This is a genomic window from Sphingomonas sp. TF3 (genome assembly GCF_003985085.1).
Taxonomy (GTDB): Bacteria; Pseudomonadota; Alphaproteobacteria; order Sphingomonadales; family Sphingomonadaceae; genus Sphingomonas.
The window spans coordinates 37,749-58,946 of sequence record NZ_RWKS01000022.1; the positions used below are offsets into that span (position 1 = coordinate 37,749).

A 21,198-nucleotide genomic window follows, 5' to 3' on the forward strand; every position below is an offset into this window, starting at 1 on the left:
GAAACCCTGCCTCCGACGCCTGTCGGCGCCTGTCCGCAAATCCATTCCAACCTTGTTTGACTGTGGATGACGAGGAGATGGACGGGGGCATGATTGAGGGCGACAAGGCAAATCGGCATGATGCTGCTTCGGGCACGATCCTCCAGGTTGTGGAGAGCGCACCAAATTACGCCGTTTATGCGCTTGACCTTGGGGGCCTCGTAACAGTCTGGAACAAGGGCTGTGAAGACATTACGGGATGGGCCAGCTCCGACGCGATCGGGAAACACCATTCGTTCCTGTATTGCGCGGAAGATGTCGCGGCGGGCGTTGCGGACAGGCACCTCGCGCAGGTCGAGCAGCTTGGCAGGGTCGAGCAGGAGTCGTGGCGCGTCCGGAAAAACGGGTCAGAGTTTCTCGCACATCTGACGACGACGGCGCTCCGGGATGAAACCGGCCAGCTGAGCGGCTATGGCAAGATCCTGCGCGACACCACCGATGAAGCCGCGACCAAGGAAGCGATCGTTGCGCGCGAGCAGCATCTCCAGTCGATCCTGGACACCGTGCCCGATGCCATGGTCATTATCGATGAGCGCGGGCTGATAACCTCGTTCAGTGCCGCGGCCGAGCGCTTGTTCGGATATTCGGAAGCGGACGTACTCGGCGCCAATGTGAGCAGCCTGATGCCGTCACCCGACCGGGAACGGCACGATTCCTATATCGGCCGATATCTGTCCACCGGCGAACGGCGGATCATCGGTATTGGCAGGATCGTCGTTGGCCAGCGGAGCGACGGTACCACCTTTCCGATGGAACTCTCGATCGGAGAGGCCGGTCACCGTGGGTATCGTGTCTTCACGGGCTTCATTCGCGACCTGACAGAAAGCGACCGCAACGAACTGCAGCTCAAGGAACTGCAGGCCGAATTGATCCACGTCTCGCGCCTCAGCGCGATGGGCACGATGGCGTCGACGCTGGCCCATGAGTTGAACCAGCCGCTTACCGCGATCGCCAATTATCTGGAAACGACGCGCGACCTGCTTGTCGATCCCGATGCCGAGACCGTCGCGATCGTGCGCGACGCGCTCGACGAGGCAGCTAAGGAATCCCACCGCGCGGGGCATATCGTCCGAAGACTTCGTGATTTCGTGGCGCGAGGGGAGACCGAGAAGCGGATCGAGGATTTGCCGCGGCTGATTGAGGAAGCCTCTGCTCTCGGCCTTGTCGGTGCCCGTGAACGAGGCGTTCGCAGCTTTTTCGATTTTGATCCGGCGGCCTCGCCGGTGCTCGCCGATCGCATACAGGTCCAGCAAGTTCTCGTGAATCTGATCCGCAATGCGGTCGAGGCGATGGCGCAGGTCGCCATTCGCGACCTGACGATCACGACACGGCGGCGGCCGAAGGGGATGGTTCAGGTGTCGGTGGCGGACACGGGCCCCGGCATATCCGAGCAGGTCGCGCCCCAACTTTTCGAAGCCTTTGTAAGCAGCAAGACCGACGGCATGGGCCTTGGCCTTTCGATCTGTCGAACGATCATCGAAGCCCATGGCGGCCGGATCTGGACCGAGGGTGCCCCAAACAGAGGTGCTGCTTTTCATTTCACCCTGATGCAGGCCCGCCCGGAGGATGAGCATGACGCCTAAACGAACCGTCCATTTGGTCGATGACGAAGATTCCATCCGCAAGTCGGCCGGTTTCATGCTGAAGACGTCGGGATTTGCCGTGCAGACCTACGCCTCCGGCATTGCGTTTCTGAAAGCCGTCAAGACCGCTGAGCCGGGATGCATTCTGCTTGACGTTCGGATGCCCGGCATGGACGGGCTCGAGGTCCAGGAGGTGCTTGCCGAACGTGGCATCACCATGCCGGTGATCGTCTTGACCGGGCACGGCGATGTCGGGATCGCGGTGCGCGTCATGAAGGCAGGGGCGGTCGATTTCCTGGAGAAGCCGTTCGAGAAGAGCGCGCTCCTGGCCTCGATCGGCGTGGCTTTCTCGAGGCTCGATAAGTCCGACGCGCGGTCGCTTCGCGAAGCCGAGGCGAGGGTGCGGGTCGCGGTGCTCACGCCTCGCGAACGAGAGGTTCTCATCGGCCTGGCCAACGGGTTTCCCAACAAGACGATCGCCTATGACCTCGACATATCGACTCGAACGGTGGAAGTGCACCGCGCAAACCTCATGACCAAGCTCGAAGTGCACAGCCTGTCGGATGCGCTCAGGATAGCATTTGCCGCCGGATTGGGCGATTTGCCGGAACCCTGAGCTTGGGATCACTACGTAGCGACGGCCTCCTGTTCATTTGCGATGCATGCCGAGGATCCGAGGGTGGATCGGCTAAGAGGCAGCATCGTCGGTCATGGGCGTTATCGATCACCAAGCGAGCGAGAAAGCGGCCCTGATCCTGTTGTCGGACGACGATGCCTCGGTACGCAGGTCCCTTCATCTCTTGTTGCGATCGCGCGGCTTTGGCGTCCTGGCCTATGCCAGTGGCACCGCCTTGCTGCTCGATCCTCAGATGCAATCCGGCGATTGCCTCGTGGTCGACTATCTTATGCCGGACATCGATGGGATTTCGATCCTGAGGCAGCTTCGGTCCGCGGGCTGGTGCGGGCCGGCGATTCTGATCACGGCGCATTACGCCGACACGCTCGCCGAAAGCGCGCGCGAAGCGGGCTTTGCCGCTGTGCTCGAGAAACCGCTGCGCGATGGTGTGCTGGTACAGACCATCGGCGAAGTAATCTCCGCCGGGCGGAGAGCTGGCAGCGATCACTGCTAGGCAATGGAATATCGTGCCGTGACCGGATCCTCTGTGACATCCTCACGCCTTCCCGGGGCCGGCGCTGGTCCCACATGGAATTTTCTCCGCCGCCTTCTGATGGTGGATATGCGCGCTATCTTATTCGCGGCCGCGCCCGGCTCTGGTGACTGCAAGGGCGGGGCCAGTGCGATCCGGGTACTGATGGCCGGGTCGTAGCATATGGAGGCGAGCTCGCCCGCCACGGTCATCGAAGCGGCGCGCGATCGGGGCGAACTTGGCTTCGTCGTTCTTCTCTTCGCGGCCACGGCGGTTGCTCTGGGCAATAGCGTTGTCCTGCCATTCCTGCCAGAAATGGTGGGTCAAATGTCTCCGGGCGCGAGTGGCCTCGCGAGAGGGCATCTTGTCGTCGCCCTGGTCACGGTTTCCCAGATCGCAGGGTGTCTGTCGGCGCCGTTATGGGGCTGGGTCTCCGACCGGTGGAAACGGTGGCCGATCCTGGTCGTGGGGCTGTTGGGCTTCAGCCTGACAATGGTGTTGTATTCTGCGGCCGGATTCGAGCGACTCTATGTTTTGCGGTTGCTCAATGGCGTGTTTGCGGCGGCCGTCGTGCCGACGGCGTTTGCGATGGTCGCCGATCGTTCACCAGATCTGGTTCGGCGAGCGCGCCAGTTCACCTGGCTGAATGCCCTGGTCTTCGCAGGCGACCTGACCGGCCCGCTCCTTGGAGAAATTTCGGTGGCGCTCGGAGCAACGTCGCCATTCCTGGCGCCAGCGGCATTGAGCGCGATCGCCATGCCCGGTCTTCTTCTGGTTTCACGGGAAAGTGCCGCTGGTCCGGTCGGCAGCGTTCCACGCCGAAAAGCGCGTGAGGCGCTTGTCCCGCTGCTCCTGATCTCGGCCACTGCGTCCGGGTGCCTCACCGTTCTGCATCTGACGTTGTCGCTTGGATCGGGCGCGCGGAACCTCCCCCGCGAGAATGTCTCGATGCTGTTCGCTCTGTGCGGTGCAGCGATGCTGGTGGCGCAGCTCGTTCCGTTCACAGGGCGCAGAGTCACGGTCGGCGCGGTCTGGCTGTTGCGGCCAATGCTCGCCGGGCTGGCCGCCGCATTGATCATTGCCGTCTTCGCCCGGACCCTGTGGGTGCTCGTGCCTGTATTTCTGCTCGCCGGCTGGAGCACAGCGACGCTGAAGCTGCTCACCAATTATCTTACGTCGAAAGTGTCCCCTGGTACGCAGGGTTCGGGCCTTGCGCTCCAGTACGCGGCGGTGAGCGCCAGCCAGGCTGCGGCGTCGATCGCCACTGGATGGGCAAGCGCGTCGGAGCATTTGATGCTGTGGCTTGCTGCTGCCGCCGCGTTGGCGGTCACGGCGATGACGTTACGGTTGAAAGATTGAGGCGCTTCTCGTTCGCTCCGTCGTCAAAGTACATCAAAGGGCCGGCTCCGATTCAGATTTTCGGGCGATCGATGAAGCGGTGCACCGCGAACCCTGCCAGCATCGCGATCACGAAGGGCGCGGCAAGCGTCGGGCGGATGGCAAGGTCCGCAATCGCAGGACCGGGGCAGAGGCCGGCAATTCCCCAGCCGATCCCGAAGATTGCGCTACCGCCGATCAGGCGCGCGGTGATCTCGCGGGTATCCCGCAGCGAGAAGCGGCTGTCGGCAAGGGGCGTCTCCATCCGCCGCCGGATCACCCAGGCCAAGGTCATCGGGGCGATGGCGCCTCCCATCACGAAAGCAAGCGTAGGGTCCCAGCGGCCTCCGGACGGATGAGGAAGGCACGCACGCGGGTCGGATCTGACATGCCGGAACAGGCGAGTCCTGCGCCAAACAGGAGCCCGGCAATGAGTGCGATAGGGATGCGGACCCTCACCATGAAACGCCTAGCACGCGCATCACCGCGACGGTCGCGAAGCCAAAGCTCATGAAGCTCAAAGTTGCTACGATCGATCGCGGTGACAGGCGGGAGAGGCCACACACGCCGTGGCCGCTGGTACAGCCGCTGCCCATCCGGGTACCGAAGCCGACCAGCAGCCCGCCGATCAGGACCACCGCCGGCGAGGATGGAAAACGGGCAATTACCGGACCTGAGATCAGGTTCGCGATCCCCGCTCCGACCGGCAGGCCGACAATGAAAGCCGCAGCAATTCTCCACGGCGGGCCAGTCTGTGAGAGGGCGAAGGCACGCGCGGCGAGGCCGCTCACGCCCGCTATCCGGCCGAGGCCGAGCAACATGATCGCGCACGCCAATCCGATCAATATTCCGCCCGTCAAGGCAGCGAGCGGCGTGGCGTTGGTCCAGTCCATCAGAGCATATCCAGCGGCAACCTCAATGGCGCCATTCAGGCTGTGGCGTCCATCGCCATCGCTTGAGCCTGGCGGTCGGCAGGGTTGATGCGTTGGCGTGCCGCCGTCGCAGCACTGGCCGTCGCGCCAGTTACGTTCGCGTTGAAAAGCTGAGGGGCTTCAGGAACGCTCTGTCGGCCAAGGGCGGTCAGGTCGTGATCGACCAGTACGCTGGCCGGCTTGTACCGAATGGCTGGGACCGCCCCGTTTTCTCCACGTTCGCCTGCTGCGGCGGTTGCGGATGTTGCGCGACGGCTCTGGGCCATTTCCCGGTCTTGCCCTTCGCAAAGGCAGGCGCGTTCAGCACAAGGCGGGCTTCCCCGGTCGCCTCGCTCACGAAGTTGGTCCTGCCGTATTCCCACCAGCAAATGCTGATAATTCTCGACGAAGCGTCGGTGGATCAAGCGCGCCTCGGGGCAATTCGCCGCCGCTGCCTGTGACCGGTGGGCGCGCACGCGCCGTAGCAAGTAAGGAATATCGCACTCGTTCATGACCGCCTCCATGCATTGAAAGTCGCAATTGGGTCGCGCCGGGTCTCTACGGAAATATACGAATGCTTCTCGTGCTTGTCCCGGCTCGGATGCGGCGCCCTATGAGTGCGGGACGGATATGCCAGATGCTGTTGCGCCAGGACGCAAAGCGCCGGGAAGTTGTTGCTGGCTCAGACGGGTGGCCTGGGGGCGGCAAACATGCGGTCCGCAGCGGAAATCTGGCACGATCGTGCCCGCGGCTGATTGGCCCGTCGCGTGGCTTGCGGAATGAACGTCGGGTGCGGATCCGGAGGCAAGCGGTGACCGGCCAGATCACATTCCCATACTGGCCATTTCCTTGCAGCTGGCCGCGCAGTCCCGGCAGGTCTGGGCACAAGTCTGCATGCGAGCGTCGCCGGCGATCTTCGCGCAATCGCGCGCGCAGGCTTCGCACATCCGGGCACAGGCGTCGCACAGCAGGGCATGCTGCGGCGACCGCCGAAGCATGGAATTGGCCGTCGTCTGGCAGAGCTCCGCACAGTCGAGAAGCAAAGCGATGTGCGACGCCTCGATATGAGCCGAACTGCCCTGCTCGGTGCAGTATCGCGCAGTTTCCAGGCACATGCGGTGCGATGCGACACAGCTATCGACGCACTCGTCGAGCGTCATCATCGCCCCGCTGCGTTTGGGAGCCGCCATCGCCGCGTTTGAAGCGACGATTCCGCCGACCGCCAGGGAGAGTCCGGAGCCGATGACGGCGCGACGATCAAGCATAACTAGGTCCTTTCCAAAAAGTTTAGCCGCTGCGGTTCAGCGCGCGTCTCACCACCAGATCCGTAAGCCAGCCACAAACCGGTGTTCGGTGGGATTTTCACCAGCAAGGCGACGAAAATCCGCCGTCTCACCAAAGGAGCGCTCCCATACAAAGCCGACATAGGGAGCGACTTTTCGGTGAATCTCGTAGCGCATCCGCAAGCCGAGCTCGAGGTTGCTCAGGCCTCCGCCGAGCCCGCGCTCGGGAGCCGCCTTGCTGTAGGCGTTCGATTCCAGCTGCGGTACGAGGATGAGGCGGTTGGTGAGCAGCACGTCATAGGATGCCTTCAGACGTGCCGCGAGACGGCCATCGTCTCCAACGTAGCCGGTCAGCTGGACATCGAACCAATAGGGGGCCAGACCCTCGATCCCCCCGGCGATCCAGCGATGGGCTCCCGGGCCGATGTCCTGACGCACGCCAAGGATCGTTCCCCAAAACGGGCGCTGTCCGTGCCACCAGAACGCCTCGACCGAGGATTCCGGATCAAGCCGCTCACCGGATTGCTTCAGGCCCTGGCTCCGCAGCAAGAGCTTGTCGTTGTCCGGGCCGTTGGTGATCTGACCCGACCAGCTGATGCCCTGGCCTTGCTTGTTCGTGAGGAACTCGAGCTCATCCACCAGCACCTTGGACACTGAAATTCTGTCGGCCATCTCGTAGCCGGGCAGCGTCGAATTCTTATAGCCGTTGGAATAGGCGTCCGGGTCGCGCGCATCGGCGCCGGGCTTTCCGCCACTCATGTCCATGCCAGGCATGTTCATCGGGGGCGCGCTGCTGCCATCCTTTTGCTGGTCGCCCATCTGCATATCCGGCGGCATGGCCTGATCATTCGAGCCGGCCGCCTCGGCGTTAACCCCGGGCTTCACCTGCTGGCTGAGCGCCGGTTCGGCGATGGCGGTCATCGCGAGCCCGGTGAGGGCCAGCAACCATGTTGAACGCGAGGATGTCATGCCACGACCACCTCGCGGAACATGCCCGCCGCCATGTGGTAGAGGAGGTGACAGTGAAAGGCCCACCGGCCCATCGCATCGGCCGTCACGCGAAAGGCCACGCGTTGGGCTGGTTGCACCGAAATGGTGTGCTTGCGGACCTGGAACCGTCCGTCGGGCGATTCAAGATCGCTCCACATCCCGTGCAGGTGCATCGGGTGGGTCATCATCGTGTCGTTGACGAGAATGATCCTGAGCCGTTCGTTCGGCGTGAAATGAAGGGGTTTCGAGTCATTGAGCTTCACGCCGTCGAACGCCCACACGAAGCGTTCCATGTTGCCGGTCAGATGGAGTTCGATCTCGCGCTGCGGTTCGCGGGGGTCTGCTGCCGGCCCTGCTGTCTTCAGATCCGCATAGGTCAGGGTCCGGCGCCCATTGCGCCGCAACCCGACGCCGGGATCATCGAGATTGGTGCGCGGAAAATCGACGCGCATATCTGTATTGGCCCCATATTCGGTACGCGCATGGCGGGCTTTTGGTGCCGTCTCGACCATGCCATGGTCCTGCCCAGCTGGTCCCATCCCGGCCATCCCGGCCATCCCAGCCATTCCACCCATCATGTCGATCGGATCGAGCCAGGAGCCGGGGTCGACCGGGGGAATGTCCGCGCTCATGTCGTCACGCGGCGCGAGCACGCCGTGGACAAAGCCGGTGCGGTCCATGGACTGGGCGAAGATCGCATAGGCCCTGTCGTCCGCGATGGTCGCGATGACGTCGTAGGTTTCACCGGGTCCGATCCGGAATTCGTCTACGTCGACCGGCTCGACCGGTTGCCCGTCGGCGGCGACGACCGTCAGCATCAGGCCGGGAACCCGAACGTCGAAATAGGTCGCGGTTCCGGCACCGATGAAGCGCAGGCGAACCCTTTCGCCCTTCCTCGCAATTCCCGTCCAGCGCCTGGCGGAGGGGGCGCCGTTCAGGAGATAGGTGTAGGTAGCGGCCGATACGTCGCTCAGATCGGTCGGATTCATGCGCGCCTTGTTCCACATCGCCCGCTTCGACAGAGCGCCGCTCAGCCCGAGCTTGCCGGCATCGCTCGCAAAATCGCCGACGGTCGGCTGCGCGAAATTATAATAGCCGCTCATCTTCTTCAGGTTCAGATAGACCTGAAGCGGAGCCTCGTCCGTCCAGTCGCTGAGCATGATCGTATAGTCGCGGTCGGTCGCGAGAGGCGGTTCGCTCTTCGGTTCGATGATCATCGGGCCGTAGAGGCCCGTCTGCTCCGCCAATGTATGGGCATGATACCAGAAGGTGCCGCTCTGCTTCACGACGAAGCGGTAGGTAAAGGTTTCGCCCGGCGCTATTCCGCCAAAGCTGATCCCTGGCACCCCATCCATGTCCGTCGGCAGGATCAGGCCGTGCCAATGGATGCTGGTCATTTCGTCCAGGTTGTTCTTGACCCTGATCGTTACAGCGTCGCCTTCGCGCAGCCTGATCAGCGGCCCCGGCACGCTCCCGTTGACGGCGGTGGCGACACTGGCTTTTCCGGAATAATTGACCGTGACCCGGCCGATTTCGAGATCGACCTCAGTGCCGCTCAGTACGGTCGGCGTCGTCACCGCCGGCACTGCGAACGCATGGGCGGGCCAACCCAGCGTGGCAAGAGCTGTCGCGAGCAAGAGACCTTGCACGAAGCCTCTGCGACCGGTGGTCGTCTCGGCGAATGGGGGAAGTGGAGTCCGCATCAATTCGATCTTTCGGAAGCAGCCCTAAAGTGACGCCGCGGTGCCGATTGCCACGCGGGTGTATGTTCGCAGCAACGGCGGACCCGGTAGGCGGGGCCAGGCGTATGAAACCTGGCCGAAGAAGCGAAAGGCACGCAGGGTCAGGATCCAATGGGGCATCCGTATCCGGCGGACCCTCGCATCTGTCTCGCCAACGCTGTCGGCCCTTCGCTTCCGCGTTTCCTACATGTCGTCGCCCATGGGCGCGGAGGGCATGTTGGCGGCGGGCGGTGCCTGGTCTGGCTTTGCCTTGGGCGCCATCGGCATTTTGTCCTTACACCCGGCCGTACCGCCACATCCCATCTGCATGCCGCCCGACGCGTTCATGCCCATCTGATGGTCATGCATCATCTCGTCATGCATCTGCCTCGCGCCATGCTTCATCCCTCCCTGATGGGCCTGATGCGCCTGGTGGTTTTGGTGCTTGACGAGTTTCGCCGGTACGGGCGGGGCCTCGTCCGCCCAGGCCTGCGTCGCCGAGAGCGCGATAAGCGCAGCGATGGCGGGGACGATCAGGCCAGTTTTGCTACGAAAAAAATTATGCATGACTAAGCTCCTCGAAGAATTGGAAAGGGGACCGCAAGATTTCGATCCGTTTGAAGATGTCGGCAGAAGTGCCGTTCGTGCCGCTCGGGGAATATACGTTTTGTTACGGATGCCCGCCGTCGGGCGCGGCATGCGAACTATCATACCGGGCGATGAGACCCCCGGTGCGGCTTTGATCGTCGTACGGGCTGTCTCCCAGAAGCAGGCAGGGCTGATTGGAAAACGACGGAGACGATTACGACGCGATGGATCGTCGAACGCTTCTCGCCCGCGGCCTGTCGGCTGCGTCGCTTGTGGGTGCCTCGTCCGTTGCCGGCCCTCTGGCGGCTCTCACCCGCGCAGGCCAAGGGTGGGGTTCCTTTGCGTGGACGGCAGCGGAGATAGCGATGGGCGATACGCTGATGATCTCCGCAGACGTGGCCGGTAGTCCTGTCCGCGCCATTCTGGACAGCGGAAGCGCCGCTTCGATCATTAATACGCGCCTGGTGAAGAGGCTGGGTATCGCCCCATCCGGGAGACGTATCATTCGCGGCACCGGCGGCCGCGTCGAGGTCACCGAGATCAGCGACGTTACCCTCACCGTCGCCGACGATCGAAGGCGCTTGCCGTTCGCCATCGTGAGCGACCTTGCGGCAATATCGTCGGCATTCGGCCGCCCGATCGATCTGGTCCTGGGTGAGGACATCCTCACCGGGCGCTGTATCGCCCTCGACTTCACGCTGGATCGGATTGGCTTCGCGCCGACGGGGAGTTTTGCCGGTGGGAGCGGGTGGCGTCGCCTCATTCTGACGCATGGGACACGTCGCGAGCTCCTGGTCGCCGCTTCTATCGGGGGCGGAAGCCCAGTGCAGCTCATCTTCGATCTCGGGAGCGCAAATGCGCTTATGCTGTCCACCGCCTTTGTGGCTGCGCAGGATCTCCTCGCCGGCAAAGCCCGGTCGACCGCGGCGCTGGGAAGCCTGGATGGGGTTCAGATCGTGACCACTTTTGTCCTGGACGATATCGATATCGGCGGAGCCCACAGTGCCGCGGTGCCGGTGGCGGCACTGGATCATTGGCAATCCGATAGCGCGGTGGGCAGCATCGGATTGCCGCTCATCGCGCAATTTGACGTGATCATGGATTTGACCGCAGGAAGTCTCTGGCTGCGCCCGACCCCGCCAAAGCGCAGGCTCCCGATGCTGAAAGACCGTTCAGGCTTCGGCTTGGCGGTTTCGCCTTCGGCCCTGACCGTCGCCCATGTCGCGGCCCATAGTCCGGCCGAGATGAGCGGCTGGTCGATCGGCGATCAGATCGTCCGTATCAACGGGCAGCCAATCGATCCCAGCTACACGCGCGGGGAGCTTTGGCGCTGGCGCTTCCTCCCTGCCGGCACGCACGTCAGGCTCGTCGACGGATCCGGTATCGTGCGGCGGCTGACGCTCGCCGATTATTACTGACGTTGACGCCGGTGTCGGCGTTCGGCCCCGATACACTGCTTCTAGCGTCCGATCCGCGGCGCATCATCCCGCCCTCGGATTGGTCGCCCAGCAGCTACGTAACAATCCCAATATTTCGCAAAGTCGTCAGCTCGCACACCCCAACTCAGCCCTCCTGCGAGGGAGAATATCGGGTTCGCGGTGCCGCACACCTGGGGGCCCGGCCATGTGTAGCGGAGACGTTTCATGTTCCAGCAAGCGATCGACACCGTCCGGGCGAAGGGTCACGCACCGTCACGCTACGGCAACTTCATTGGCGGCCGATGGGTGGAACCCATTCGCGGGGAATATTTTACGGACCATAGTCCGATCAACGGCCGGCAGCTGGCCGAGATCGCCAAGTCTTCGCCAGAGGATGTGGAGGCAGCGCTGGACGCTGCTCACCGGGCTAAGGAGGGCTGGGCGCGCATGGCCCCTGCCGAGCGCGCAAAGATCCTCAATCGCGTGGCCGACCGGCTCGAGGAGAATCTCGAGCTGCTCGCGCTTGCCGAGACCATGGACAACGGCAAGCCGATCCGCGAAACGCGCGGCGCCGATGTGCCGCTGGCCATCGACCACTTCCGCTATTTTGCCGGCTGTGTCCGCGCAGAAGAAGGGGCGATCTCGACGATCGACGACAAGACGATCGCCTATCATTTCAGGGAACCGCTGGGCGTCGTCGGGCAGATCATCCCGTGGAATTTCCCGCTGCTGATGGCGGCATGGAAGATCGCCCCGGCACTGGCGGCCGGTAACTGCACCGTCATCAAGCCGGCCTCGCAAACGCCGCTTTCGTTGCTGCTGTTTGCCGAGCTGACCGCCGATATCCTGCCGCCCGGGGTGGTCAATATCGTGACTGGACCCGGTGCGTCGGTCGGACGCGCGATCGCAGCCAATCCGCGGATTGCGAAAGTGTCCTTCACCGGCGAAACGACGACCGGCCGGCAGATCATGGGATATGCCGCCGAGCATCTGATCCCGCAGACGATGGAACTGGGCGGAAAGTCTCCGAACATTTTCCTGGCAGACGTCATGAACGAGGACGACGCGTTCCTCGACAAGGCGCTGGAAGGCTTCGCCCTGTTTGCGTTCAACAAGGGTGAGGTCTGTACCTGCCCCTCGCGGGCGCTCGTCCATGAATCGATCTTCGATCGGTTTGTCGAAAGGGCGGTCGCGCGCGTCGCGGCGATCCGGGTCGGCGACCCGCTCGATCCCCTCACGCAGATGGGAGCGCAGGCGTCAGAGGATCAGCTTCACAAGATCCTGGGCTATATCGACATCGGCAAGCAGGAAGGCGCCGAGTGCCTGACGGGGGGACAGCGCGCCCGTCCGGGAGGCGAGTTCGACGACGGCTTCTTTATCGAGCCCACCGTGTTTGTCGGCAACAACAAGATGCGGATTTTCCAGGAGGAGATTTTTGGGCCGGTCCTGTCGGTGTCGCCGTTCAAGACGATCGAGGACGCGATCTCGATCGCCAACGACACCATCTATGGATTGGGCGCCGGCGTGTGGACCCGCAGCGGCAATGATGCCTATCGGCTGGGCCGCGCGATCGAGGCGGGCCGGGTGTGGACCAACTGCTACCATGCCTACCCGGCGCACGCGGCATTCGGAGGTTACAAGGCCTCCGGATTCGGGCGCGAAAACCACAAGATGATGCTCGACCACTATCAGCAGACCAAGAATCTGTTGGTCAGCTACGACGAGACGTCCCTCGGCCTTTTTTGACCCGGCTCACTCCGGCTGCGGCTAACCCGCGCGGCCGTCACCGCAAGGAACTCCACTATGAACAAGACAATGAAGGCCGCGGTCGTGCGCGAATTCGGCCAACCGCTGGTGATCGAAGAAGTGCCTGTCACGATGCCGGGCCCGGGCCAGATCCTGGTGAAGATCGCGGCGACCGGCGTCTGTCATACCGACCTTCATGCGGCCGAGGGAGACTGGCCGGTGAAGCCCAATCCGCCCTTCATCCCAGGCCATGAGGGTGTCGGTCATGTGGTCGCGGTAGGTAGCGGCGTGACCTATGTGAAAGAGGGCGACCGTGTCGGCGTCCCCTGGCTCTACACGGCCTGCGGGCACTGCGTTCATTGCCTCGGCGGATGGGAAACGCTGTGCGAGGCCCAGCAAAATACCGGCTATTCGGTGAATGGCAGTTTTGCGGAATATGTTCTTGCCGATCCCAATTATGTCGGTCACCTGCCGGCCAATATCGGGTTCATCGACATCGCCCCGATCCTGTGCGCCGGCGTGACGGTCTACAAGGGGCTGAAGGTCACCGAGACGAGGCCCGGTAATTGGGTGGCGATCTCGGGCATCGGCGGTCTCGGACATATGGCCGTGCAATATGCCAAGGCAATGGGGCTCAATGTCGTGGCCGTCGACATCGACGACGCCAAACTCGCGCTCGCGGAGCGACTGGGCGCGGATCTCACCGTCAACGCGCGCAACTTCGACCCTGCCGCATTCATCAAGAAGGAGATCGGTGGCGCCCATGGCGCACTTGTCACAGCAGTGTCGCCGATCGCATTCCAGCAAGCACTCGGCATGGTCAGGCGGGGAGGCACGGTGGCGTTGAACGGGCTTCCGCCAGGCGACTTTCCGCTGTCGATTTTCGACACGGTCCTGAACGGGATCACTGTTCGTGGCTCCATCGTCGGCACGCGGCTCGATCTGCAGGAAGCGCTTGATTTTGCCTCGGAGGGCAAGGTTCGCGCGACCGTCACGACGGACACGCTGGAGAACATCAACGATATATTCGCGCGCATGCATCATGGTGAAATCGAGGGGCGGATCGTGATCGATTTCGAGGGCGGCGCCCACTGACCAAGCGAATGCTCTGACGGTGTGCCCCGCCTGTGCCCAACCACCCGTGCGTGCGCCCACATCGTCCCGGCAGGTCCGATCTTTTGGTGAGAACCGCCGCGCCGTCGACCCCCGGCATAGTGGCATCGCTCGGACCGGGACCCCGGTTCATTTCGATCATGGCGCCACTTGGCGCCAGTGGAGAACAACATGGCAAGCGGTAGAAAAGCGTATCTTGTCGGCGGCGGCATCGGCTCCCTGGCCGCAGCGGCCTTCCTGATCCGCGACGGTGGCCTGAAGGGCAGCGACATTACCGTCTATGAAATGCTTCCGATCCTTGGCGGCAGCCTCGACGGCGCCGGCCGCGCATCGGATGGCTATTCGATGCGCGGCGGCCGGATGCTGACAACGGATAATTACGAATGCACCTGGGGTCTGTTCAAGACGATCCCCTCGCTCGAACATCCCGGCTTGACCGTCTTCGAGGAGACGATCGCGTTCAACGAGCGTGTACGATCGCATTCGAAGGCACGCCTGATCGACCGCGATTGTGCCATCCTCGACGTGACCTCGATGGGCTTCTCGATGAACGACCGGCTGGAATTGCTCAGCCTTTCCGTCGCCAGTGAAGAGCGATTGGGCGCCACACGGATTACCGATTGGCTCTCGCCTTCATTTTTCGAGACCAAATTCTGGTATATGTGGGCAACGACCTTCGCCTTTCAGCCATGGCACAGCGCGGTCGAATTCAGGCGCTACCTCCATCGTTTCATCAAGGAATTCTCGAGGATCGAAACGCTCGCGGGCGTAAAGCGCACGGTCTACAACCAATATGATTCCCTGGTCCGTCCTCTGGCCGCCTGGCTCGAAGAACGGGGCGTCCATTTCGCCAGGGACACATTGGTCACAGACCTCGTCCTCGCCCCGATCGGCGGCAAGTCAGCGGTCAGCCGCATCCTGCTGCGCCACGGCGAAGCGGCCGACGCCATCGACGTTAGGCCCGAAGACCTCGTCTTTTTTCAGAACGGTTCGATGACCGACGCCTCGAGCCTGGGATCCATGACCAGTGCGCCGCCGCATCGGACGAAACATGACAGCGGCGGGTGGGCCCTATGGGAGAAGCTCGCCGCGGAGCATCCCGGCTTTGGGAACCCAGCCGCCTTCAATAGCTCGATCGCCGAATCTTGCTGGATATCGTTCACGGTCACGCAGGGAAACACGCGCTTCTTCGACCATATGGAATCCTTCACCGGAAACGTGGCGGGCACGGGCGGACTTGTGACCTTCAAGGATTCGAGCTGGTTGATGTCGGTGGTATTGGCGCATCAACCGCATTTCCCCGACCAGCCGGCGACGAGCCGGGTGTTCTGGGGGTATGCTCTGCACCCCGATCGCATCGGCGATTTCGTGCCAAAGGCGATGTCAGCCTGCTGTGGGGAGGACCTTCTGATCGAGCTATGTGGCCATCTCAATATCGACATGACAGTCTTTGAAACGGCAAACTGCATCCCCTGCCGGATGCCCTATATTACGAGCATGTTCATGCCGCGCTCGAAAGGCGAACGGCCGTTCCCGGTTCCCGAAACGACGCGGAATCTCGCCTTTGTCAGTCAGTTCGTCGAAATACCCGAAGATGTCGTCTTCACCGTCGAATATTCGGTGCGGGCCGCGCAAATGGCGGTCTATCAGCTTCTCGGAATCGATGCGCAGATCCCGCCAGTCAGTCACTACGATCGATCTGCCAGGGTCAATCTGAGCGCGGCGATCAAGGCATTCCGCTAGAACATCGCGCATTCGATCGAGCAGGCCAAACGCAGGCATCACGTTTCCCTGGTGCGCTGCGCGCGGCACTGAAATGGCTACGTAACAATCCCAATTCGGCGCGAAGGCACCATGCCCTACCGACGCGACAGTGCCATCCACCGAGGGCGAATGTCGGGCCCAGGACGGGCTCGCGATATTGGCGCTCGCGCCTTTATTGATCTGCGCGGATTATTCGAATGGAGACCGACCAGCATGACCGCACGCGCAAAGCTAAACTTCTATGATCGCGTTCTTCGACCCGATCCATCGCGCACCGTCGTCCGTCCTTTTGAGCCGAATTATCCCAGAGATTTCGACGGCGGCACGTCCCGCACCCAGGAGACTGTCGATCTGATCGTGGCGCTCGATGAGGCTGAGTTGGCGCGTCAGCTGAAAGGCGTCACACTATCCCTGGACGAGAACCACCGCGACGTCGATGCGATGTTGCTTCGCCGGTTCAACGAAGTCGCCAGCGGGATCGCGGGTGCCGATCGTATCAACGCCAAGCAGCGGCGATTAATAGGCGCCTACTGCAGCGAAGAATTTGCATATGAGGCCGCCGCCTTGTTCAACCCAAGCGCCGTGCTCCATCCCGACCAGTCGGGTCTGCCCGAGGGCACGCTTCGTTTCGTGATGTCGCTGCGAGGCATCGGCGAGGGGCATGTATCTTCCGTGACGTTCCGCACCGGCACCTGGACGCCTGGCGGCGCACTTTTGGTCGATGATCCCAGCCCGACATCGGTATCGCCCCTCATCGATACATGCGGGAGAGGGGAGGGCATAGCAGCACGCCTGTGTTGCGCCGGCAGTCGCACGATCTCGGAGACAGTGCTTTTCCCGGTCCTGCCGAGCCAAACGCAGGGTATCGAGGATACGCGCCTTGTTCGCTTCTGCGAGGATGATGGCAGCATCAGCTACCATGGTACATATACAGCGTTCGGCGGTGGCCAAGTGCGATCGGAATTGCTGAGCACGGCCGATTTTAGATCGTTCGAGATGCGCGTCCTGACCGGCCAGGCCTCGAGTGGAAAGGGCATGGCCCTTTTCCCTCGCCGCATAGCGGGAAAATACGCCATGCTTGGGCGTCAGGACAGCAAGAACATCTGGCTTCACTTCTCCGATGAACTGCTTAACTGGGCAGGTGGCGAAAAGCTCATTACACCAAAATTCCCTTGGGAATTCGTCCAGATGGGCAATTGCGGGTCGCCGATCGAGATTGACGAAGGCTGGTTAGTGATGACCCACGGCGTTGGTACGGTCCGCAACTATTGCATTGGCGCATGCCTGCTCGACAAGAATGACCCATCAAAGCTGCTGGCGCGCACGCCGCGCCCGGTACTGGCCCCGAGCCCGCACGAGAGGGACGGGTACGTACCCAACGTCGTCTATAGCTGCGGTGTGATCGTTCACGATCGAACGATGTTACTACCCTATGGGGTGGCCGATAGCTTCACTGCCTTTGCTACGGCCTCGATTGATAACCTCCTAAGTGTGATGGAGTAGGTCACTCGAACTGATTGGGAATTGCAGACTGTTCGAGCGGTAGATGCCGTTCAAGGAAGACGAACGTCAATTCGGGGCGGCCGCGCGTCGTTTAGCGATGTTGGCTGTGCACAGGGGATACCATGCCATAGCAATCGGATCAGGGTTTGAGGCAAGCGAGAATTGCCATCATCGCGGTCCGGGTCTCCGCCACGTCTCGCACGGGGATTACGTCGATTCCGGCTGTGCGAACGGGATCATCGTTGCCACCGGGATAGATCGCGTCTCCCATGAACAGCATAGCCGACTGCGGAATGCCGGATTCCTCGGAAAGACGGCGCATTCCATAAGCCTTGTCGATGCCTTGGCGAGTAATGTCGATGGAGGTTGATCCCCCCACGTTGACGGACAGCTCGGGCAGTCGTGATCGAAGCGCTGCCTGCAGTGCCTTGCGCTTGGCGAAGTCGGGATCCCACGCTTTCTTTGCGTCGAGCGGCGCCTCCTGTCCAAGTCCAGAGAAAGTAATCTGGCTCCCGCGGTCCTCGATCCGCTCACCCCATGTCCTCTCGTCCGGAAGGCCCACTTCCCATGGGGCCAGTTCAAACGCCTGAAGAATGCGCCTGCGCTCGTCGGGGTCGAATACATCAGCATAGACCGGCTTCCAGGCATCCGTGAAGCGGTAGAGCTTGGTGCCCGTGGTTGGCATGATGAATAACTGACGGACGTCAGCTCTGATGGGCAATCGCGACACGACTTGTGCTTCGAACTGAGGCCAGTCGCCACCGGAGATCACCGCGACGCCGACGAGATCAAGCAGCTTGGCAAGCAACTCGGCCGTTTCTTGGCCTATAGGCTGTTTGCTCTCGGCCAGGGTGCCGTCAAGGTCGAAGGCGATAAGGCGCTTCATCGGTGGACTCCAATCAGGGTGCTGTCGCTCGGCGGATAGGCGGCGCTCGAGCGATCGGGTTCGATATTCTTCAGGCGGACGGTAACCGGTGCGACGGTTGTATCGAGGATCGCCTGCACGATAGCCGGCTTTGACGGCCCTCCGAACGCGATGAACTTTTCCAAGATGTCGCGGCGGATCCGCTCTTGGCCAGGCTCGATCATCTCGAAGCCTCCATCAGGATGATATTGTCTATCGCTTGGGCAGCGCCGTCCTCCTCGTTCGACAGGGTCACCTGGTCAGCGGCGGAGCGGACCGCATCGGGACCCTGCCCCATCGCAATCGAGAGGCCGGCGCGCGCGAACATCGGCAGGTCATTACGCTCGTCGCCGAGCACGGCAACGTTGGCGAGCGGTACGCCGATCGCGGCTGCCAGCGCGGCGACGCCATCGCCCTTGTTGGCCTGGGGAGCGGTAATGTCGAGATAGTAAGGCTGCGAACGGCCGACAGTCGCAAACTGTCCGAGCGCTGCCGCGATCTCGCCGTCAAGTCGCGCGAGCAATGCATGGTCACCGCTGACGCCGACGATCTTGTCGGGATGAGCGAGCAATGCCGCGAAGTCGTCCTTGATTATCGGCTCGATGCTTGCCGCGCGCCGCTCGCGTGGAACATACACATCGTCGGTTGCTTGGGCATACCAGAGGCCACCCGAGAACAGCCACGGCGTGACGGCCGGGTGCTCAAGCAGGGCGAGTGCTCGCGCGGCGCATTCGGGCTCAAGTTGATCTGCCGAAACGACAGTCCCGTCGGGCCGGACGATCGTGCCGCCGTTGAAGGCACCGATGACGCCTGTGAGCTCCAGCCGTTTCGCGATCCAGAGCATGCCGCTGGGCGGGCGGGCACTGATCAGGCTCACCGCAATACCAGCCGTCCTGGCCCTTCCAACCGCAGAGATCACGCCGTCGGAGAGGCTTTTGTCCTGGCGGAGGAGCGTGCCATCTATATCGGAGACGATCAGGCGAATAGGGCCGCTCATCCAAGGTGATGCCAGCGTCGATGCGCGCGGTGCATCAGCGCATCTGCACTTTCGGGGCCGGCGCTGCCTGCGGCGTATCCCTCGGGGGTGCCTTGCGCCCACAGATCGAGGAGCGGCTGCACGGCGCGCCAGCCACCTTCGATCTGCGCGGCACGCTGAAACAGCGTCTGGTCGCCCGATTGCACGTCATAGAGCAAAGTTTCGTAGCCGGTCTGGTGGCCCACGTCGAAATGGTCCCGGTAGCGGAAATCCATGGCGACCGGCGCAGTGTTCACGACGAGCCCAGGCCGCTTGACCACAAACTCAAGGCTGATGCCCTCGTCGGGCTGAATTTGCACCACAAGACGGTTGGGGGGCAGCCGGTCCACCACCGTCTCCTGGAAAAGCGCCAGCGGCACGTCGCGGAATTGGACGACGATCTCGGTATCACGGGTCGCCAGCGCCTTCCCGGTGCGCAGATAGAAGGGCACGCCCGACCACCGCCACGTCTCCACGTGCAACTTGAGCGCGGCGAAGGTCTCCGTGCGGCTGGCAGGGTCAACGTCGGGCTCATCGAGATAGGCGGAAACGGCCTTGCCAGCGATGGCGCCGGAGCAATAGCGCCCGCGAATTGCCTCGGTCGGGTCGATCGGGCGGATGGCGGCAATGACCTTCTCTTTCTCCGTCCGGATCGCATCGGCATCGAAGCTGATCGGCGGCTCCATCGCTATCAGCGCCAGCAGCTGGAAGAGATGATTGGGAACCATGTCGCGCAATGCGCCGGTGGCATCGTAGAAGCTGCCGCGGGTGCCGACGGTCACCGCCTCGGCCGCCGTTATTTGGACATGATCGACGTAGCGGTTGTTCCAGACGGCTTCCATCATGGTGTTGCCGAAGCGTGTGACCATGATGTTCTGCACGGTCTCCTTCCCAAGGAAATGATCGATCCGGTAGATCTGGGACTCGCTGGCGCGGGAAAGGATTTGCCGGTTCAGCGCCTGTGCAGAGGCAAGGTCGGTCCCGAACGGTTTTTCGATCACGACGCGGCGGAAACCATCGGTCTCGTTGAGCAGCCCTTCATCGCCGAGCTGATTTACGACGGTACCGAAGAAGGCCGGCGCTGTGGCGAGGTAGAAGATCGCGTTCCCGGTAAGTTGGCGGCCGAGAGCCTGATACATAGTCGAATCGGCGAAATCGCCCTTCAAATAGCGGATACGACTGCGGAGCCATGGCCAGTTGGCATCGTCCTTCACGAATTCGTCAAGCGCCTGGCGCAGCTGCTCGTCGTCGCTGTCATGATGGCTGACACCGACGAGCGCCATGTCCTCATTCAGCAAGCCGGCCCGAGCGAGGTTAACGAGCGCGGGTATCAGCAATCGGCGGGCGAGGTCCCCAAATGCGCCGAAGATAACGAAAGTAGCAGAGGGTGCAGTCAGAGCATCGCTCATTGCGGCATCTCGACATGGCCGCCGAAGCCGAACCGCATCGCCGAGAGCAGCTTGTCGCCGAACGTCGTGTCGACCCGGCTGCGGTAGCGCGCGAACAGTGCCGCTGAGAGCACGTAGGCAGGGACCGCCTCCTCCATTGCCGCCTCGATCGTCCAGTGACCCTCGCCGGAATCCGCGACCTGGCCCGAGAACTGCTCCAGCATTTGGTCTTTGGCGAGCGCCGTCGCGGTCAGATCGAGCAACCACGACGAAATCACGCTGCCGCGGCGCCAGACCTCGGCGATGTCAGTGAGGTTGAGGTCGAAGCGCTCGTCTTCCGGCAGCTTGGCGGATGACTTGCCCTTCAGGATGTCGAACCCCTCGGCATAGGCCTGCATCAAGCCGTATTCGATGCCGTTGTGAACCATCTTGACGAAATGGCCCGAGCCGGCTGGACCGGCATGGATATACCCCTTCTCGGCACGGGTGTCCTCGTTGGGACCGCCGCGATCCGGTGTGCGTGCGATCGTCCCAAAGCCTGGTGCCATGGCCTCGAAGAGAGGATCGAGACTGTCGAGCGTCGCGGCATCGCCTCCGATCATCATGCAATAGCCTCGGTCAAGGCCCCACACACCGCCCGAGGTGCCCACATCGACATAGTGGAGCCCTTTCATGGCGCACAGCTTCGCCCGGCGGATGTCGTCCTT

At 62.4% G+C, this 21,198-nt stretch carries 20 protein-coding genes and 1 pseudogene; 9 read left to right on the forward strand and 12 right to left on the reverse strand.

The window, feature by feature from the left end; all coding sequences use genetic code 11:
* Positions 1–89 precede the first annotated feature (89 nt).
* The 4 genes from EJC47_RS16955 to EJC47_RS16970 all read left to right on the forward strand — a co-directional run bounded on the left by EJC47_RS16955 (position 90) and on the right by EJC47_RS16970 (position 4,129).
* On the forward strand, positions 90–1,622 hold the full coding sequence (locus tag EJC47_RS16955) for a PAS domain-containing sensor histidine kinase (RefSeq protein ID WP_126849035.1): 1,533 nt from the start codon (positions 90–92) through the stop codon (positions 1,620–1,622).
* Entirely contained in the window at positions 1,612–2,238 is a 627-nt protein-coding gene (locus EJC47_RS16960; protein ID WP_066112638.1) for a response regulator transcription factor, read from the forward strand. The genes EJC47_RS16955 and EJC47_RS16960 overlap by 11 nt, the downstream gene beginning before the upstream one ends.
* A 94-nt stretch (positions 2,239–2,332) precedes the next feature.
* Positions 2,333–2,752, forward strand: coding sequence for a response regulator transcription factor (locus EJC47_RS16965; protein WP_010405593.1), 420 nt, complete (start codon positions 2,333–2,335; stop codon positions 2,750–2,752).
* Positions 2,753–2,953: 201 nt separating this feature from the next.
* Complete coding sequence (locus EJC47_RS16970; protein ID WP_126849021.1) at positions 2,954–4,129, forward strand: MFS transporter; 1,176 nt, start codon at positions 2,954–2,956, stop codon at positions 4,127–4,129.
* Between the two features lie 52 nt (positions 4,130–4,181).
* Here the strand turns inward: EJC47_RS16970 and EJC47_RS16975 are convergent.
* The 7 genes and pseudogenes from EJC47_RS16975 to EJC47_RS17005 all read right to left on the reverse strand — a co-directional run bounded on the left by EJC47_RS16975 (position 4,182) and on the right by EJC47_RS17005 (position 9,619).
* Positions 4,182–4,609, reverse strand: a pseudogene (locus tag EJC47_RS16975) (DUF6691 family protein).
* Positions 4,603–5,040, reverse strand: coding sequence for a YeeE/YedE family protein (locus EJC47_RS16980; RefSeq protein ID WP_126849022.1), 438 nt, complete (start codon positions 5,038–5,040; stop codon positions 4,603–4,605). The pseudogene EJC47_RS16975 and the gene EJC47_RS16980 overlap by 7 nt, the downstream one beginning before the upstream one ends.
* A gap of 35 nt (positions 5,041–5,075) precedes the next feature.
* Positions 5,076–5,570: a hypothetical protein gene (locus EJC47_RS16985; RefSeq protein WP_126849023.1), complete on the reverse strand. Its 495-nt coding sequence runs from the start codon at positions 5,568–5,570 to the stop codon at positions 5,076–5,078.
* A gap of 312 nt (positions 5,571–5,882) precedes the next feature.
* Complete coding sequence (locus EJC47_RS16990) at positions 5,883–6,323, reverse strand: four-helix bundle copper-binding protein (RefSeq protein ID WP_010405599.1); 441 nt, start codon at positions 6,321–6,323, stop codon at positions 5,883–5,885.
* Between the two features lie 48 nt (positions 6,324–6,371).
* A complete protein-coding gene (locus EJC47_RS16995; RefSeq protein ID WP_126849024.1) occupies positions 6,372–7,310 on the reverse strand; it encodes a copper resistance protein B in 939 nt (312 codons plus the stop codon).
* A complete protein-coding gene (locus EJC47_RS17000; protein WP_126849025.1) occupies positions 7,307–9,034 on the reverse strand; it encodes a copper resistance system multicopper oxidase in 1,728 nt (575 codons plus the stop codon). The genes EJC47_RS16995 and EJC47_RS17000 overlap by 4 nt, the downstream gene beginning before the upstream one ends.
* 222 nt (positions 9,035–9,256) lie before the next feature.
* A complete protein-coding gene (locus tag EJC47_RS17005) occupies positions 9,257–9,619 on the reverse strand; it encodes a hypothetical protein (RefSeq protein ID WP_126849026.1) in 363 nt (120 codons plus the stop codon).
* Between the two features lie 386 nt (positions 9,620–10,005).
* On the opposite strand from EJC47_RS17005, the gene EJC47_RS17010 reads away from it, so the two are divergent.
* From EJC47_RS17010 to EJC47_RS17030, 5 genes are all read left to right on the forward strand, one after another.
* Positions 10,006–11,058 (forward strand): pepsin/retropepsin-like aspartic protease family protein, encoded by a 1,053-nt coding sequence (locus EJC47_RS17010; protein WP_126849027.1) that lies wholly within the window; start codon positions 10,006–10,008, stop codon positions 11,056–11,058.
* 225 nt (positions 11,059–11,283) lie between these two features.
* Positions 11,284–12,804 carry an aldehyde dehydrogenase family protein gene (locus tag EJC47_RS17015; protein ID WP_126849028.1) on the forward strand — a complete coding sequence of 507 codons (1,521 nt, stop codon included), beginning with the start codon at positions 11,284–11,286 and terminating at the stop codon, positions 12,802–12,804.
* A 57-nt stretch (positions 12,805–12,861) separates the two neighbouring features.
* Positions 12,862–13,899 (forward strand): alcohol dehydrogenase AdhP, encoded by a 1,038-nt coding sequence (adhP, locus tag EJC47_RS17020; protein ID WP_126849029.1) that lies wholly within the window; start codon positions 12,862–12,864, stop codon positions 13,897–13,899.
* Positions 13,900–14,088: 189 nt separating this feature from the next.
* Positions 14,089–15,660, forward strand: coding sequence for an oleate hydratase (locus EJC47_RS17025; protein WP_126849030.1), 1,572 nt, complete (start codon positions 14,089–14,091; stop codon positions 15,658–15,660).
* 234 nt (positions 15,661–15,894) lie between these two features.
* Positions 15,895–17,184: a glycoside hydrolase family 130 protein gene (locus EJC47_RS17030; protein ID WP_010405616.1), complete on the forward strand. Its 1,290-nt coding sequence runs from the start codon at positions 15,895–15,897 to the stop codon at positions 17,182–17,184.
* Between the two features lie 139 nt (positions 17,185–17,323).
* Here the strand turns inward: EJC47_RS17030 and EJC47_RS17035 are convergent, their stop codons facing one another.
* The 5 genes from EJC47_RS17035 to EJC47_RS17055 all read right to left on the reverse strand — a co-directional run.
* On the reverse strand, positions 17,324–18,070 hold the full coding sequence (locus EJC47_RS17035; RefSeq protein WP_010405618.1) for an HAD-IIB family hydrolase: 747 nt from the start codon (positions 18,068–18,070) through the stop codon (positions 17,324–17,326).
* A complete protein-coding gene (locus EJC47_RS17040; protein ID WP_010405619.1) occupies positions 18,067–18,273 on the reverse strand; it encodes a hypothetical protein in 207 nt (68 codons plus the stop codon). The genes EJC47_RS17035 and EJC47_RS17040 overlap by 4 nt, the downstream gene beginning before the upstream one ends.
* On the reverse strand, positions 18,270–19,085 hold the full coding sequence (locus tag EJC47_RS17045) for a Cof-type HAD-IIB family hydrolase (RefSeq protein ID WP_033963066.1): 816 nt from the start codon (positions 19,083–19,085) through the stop codon (positions 18,270–18,272). Before EJC47_RS17045 ends, EJC47_RS17040 begins: the two co-directional genes overlap by 4 nt.
* A complete protein-coding gene (zwf, locus tag EJC47_RS17050) occupies positions 19,082–20,512 on the reverse strand; it encodes a glucose-6-phosphate dehydrogenase (protein ID WP_029622668.1) in 1,431 nt (476 codons plus the stop codon). The genes EJC47_RS17045 and zwf overlap by 4 nt, the downstream gene beginning before the upstream one ends.
* Positions 20,509–21,198 (reverse strand): NADP-dependent phosphogluconate dehydrogenase (locus EJC47_RS17055; protein WP_126849031.1); only part of this gene is annotated, 690 nt, incomplete at its 5' end. The genes zwf and EJC47_RS17055, both read right to left, overlap by 4 nt.

Coding starts and splice junctions, on each gene's coding strand:
- EJC47_RS17025 (WP_126849030.1), top strand. CDS start 14,089: ATGGCAAGCGGTAGAAAAGCGTATCTTGTCGGCGGCGGCATCGGCTCC.
- EJC47_RS17005 (WP_126849026.1), bottom strand. CDS start 9,619: ATGCATAATTTTTTTCGTAGCAAAACTGGCCTGATCGTCCCCGCCATC.
- EJC47_RS16960 (WP_066112638.1), top strand. CDS start 1,612: ATGACGCCTAAACGAACCGTCCATTTGGTCGATGACGAAGATTCCATC.
- EJC47_RS16995 (WP_126849024.1), bottom strand. CDS start 7,310: ATGACATCCTCGCGTTCAACATGGTTGCTGGCCCTCACCGGGCTCGCG.
- EJC47_RS16970 (WP_126849021.1), top strand. CDS start 2,954: ATGGAGGCGAGCTCGCCCGCCACGGTCATCGAAGCGGCGCGCGATCGG.
- EJC47_RS17040 (WP_010405619.1), bottom strand. CDS start 18,273: ATGATCGAGCCTGGCCAAGAGCGGATCCGCCGCGACATCTTGGAAAAG.
- EJC47_RS17015 (WP_126849028.1), top strand. CDS start 11,284: ATGTTCCAGCAAGCGATCGACACCGTCCGGGCGAAGGGTCACGCACCG.
- zwf (WP_029622668.1), bottom strand. CDS start 20,512: ATGAGCGATGCTCTGACTGCACCCTCTGCTACTTTCGTTATCTTCGGC.
- adhP (WP_126849029.1), top strand. CDS start 12,862: ATGAACAAGACAATGAAGGCCGCGGTCGTGCGCGAATTCGGCCAACCG.
- EJC47_RS16985 (WP_126849023.1), bottom strand. CDS start 5,570: ATGAACGAGTGCGATATTCCTTACTTGCTACGGCGCGTGCGCGCCCAC.
- EJC47_RS16955 (WP_126849035.1), top strand. CDS start 90: ATGATTGAGGGCGACAAGGCAAATCGGCATGATGCTGCTTCGGGCACG.
- EJC47_RS17010 (WP_126849027.1), top strand. CDS start 10,006: ATGGGCGATACGCTGATGATCTCCGCAGACGTGGCCGGTAGTCCTGTC.
- EJC47_RS17030 (WP_010405616.1), top strand. CDS start 15,895: ATGACCGCACGCGCAAAGCTAAACTTCTATGATCGCGTTCTTCGACCC.
- EJC47_RS17045 (WP_033963066.1), bottom strand. CDS start 19,085: ATGAGCGGCCCTATTCGCCTGATCGTCTCCGATATAGATGGCACGCTC.
- EJC47_RS17035 (WP_010405618.1), bottom strand. CDS start 18,070: ATGAAGCGCCTTATCGCCTTCGACCTTGACGGCACCCTGGCCGAGAGC.
- EJC47_RS16980 (WP_126849022.1), bottom strand. CDS start 5,040: ATGGACTGGACCAACGCCACGCCGCTCGCTGCCTTGACGGGCGGAATA.
- EJC47_RS16990 (WP_010405599.1), bottom strand. CDS start 6,323: ATGCTTGATCGTCGCGCCGTCATCGGCTCCGGACTCTCCCTGGCGGTC.
- EJC47_RS16965 (WP_010405593.1), top strand. CDS start 2,333: ATGGGCGTTATCGATCACCAAGCGAGCGAGAAAGCGGCCCTGATCCTG.
- EJC47_RS17000 (WP_126849025.1), bottom strand. CDS start 9,034: ATGCGGACTCCACTTCCCCCATTCGCCGAGACGACCACCGGTCGCAGA.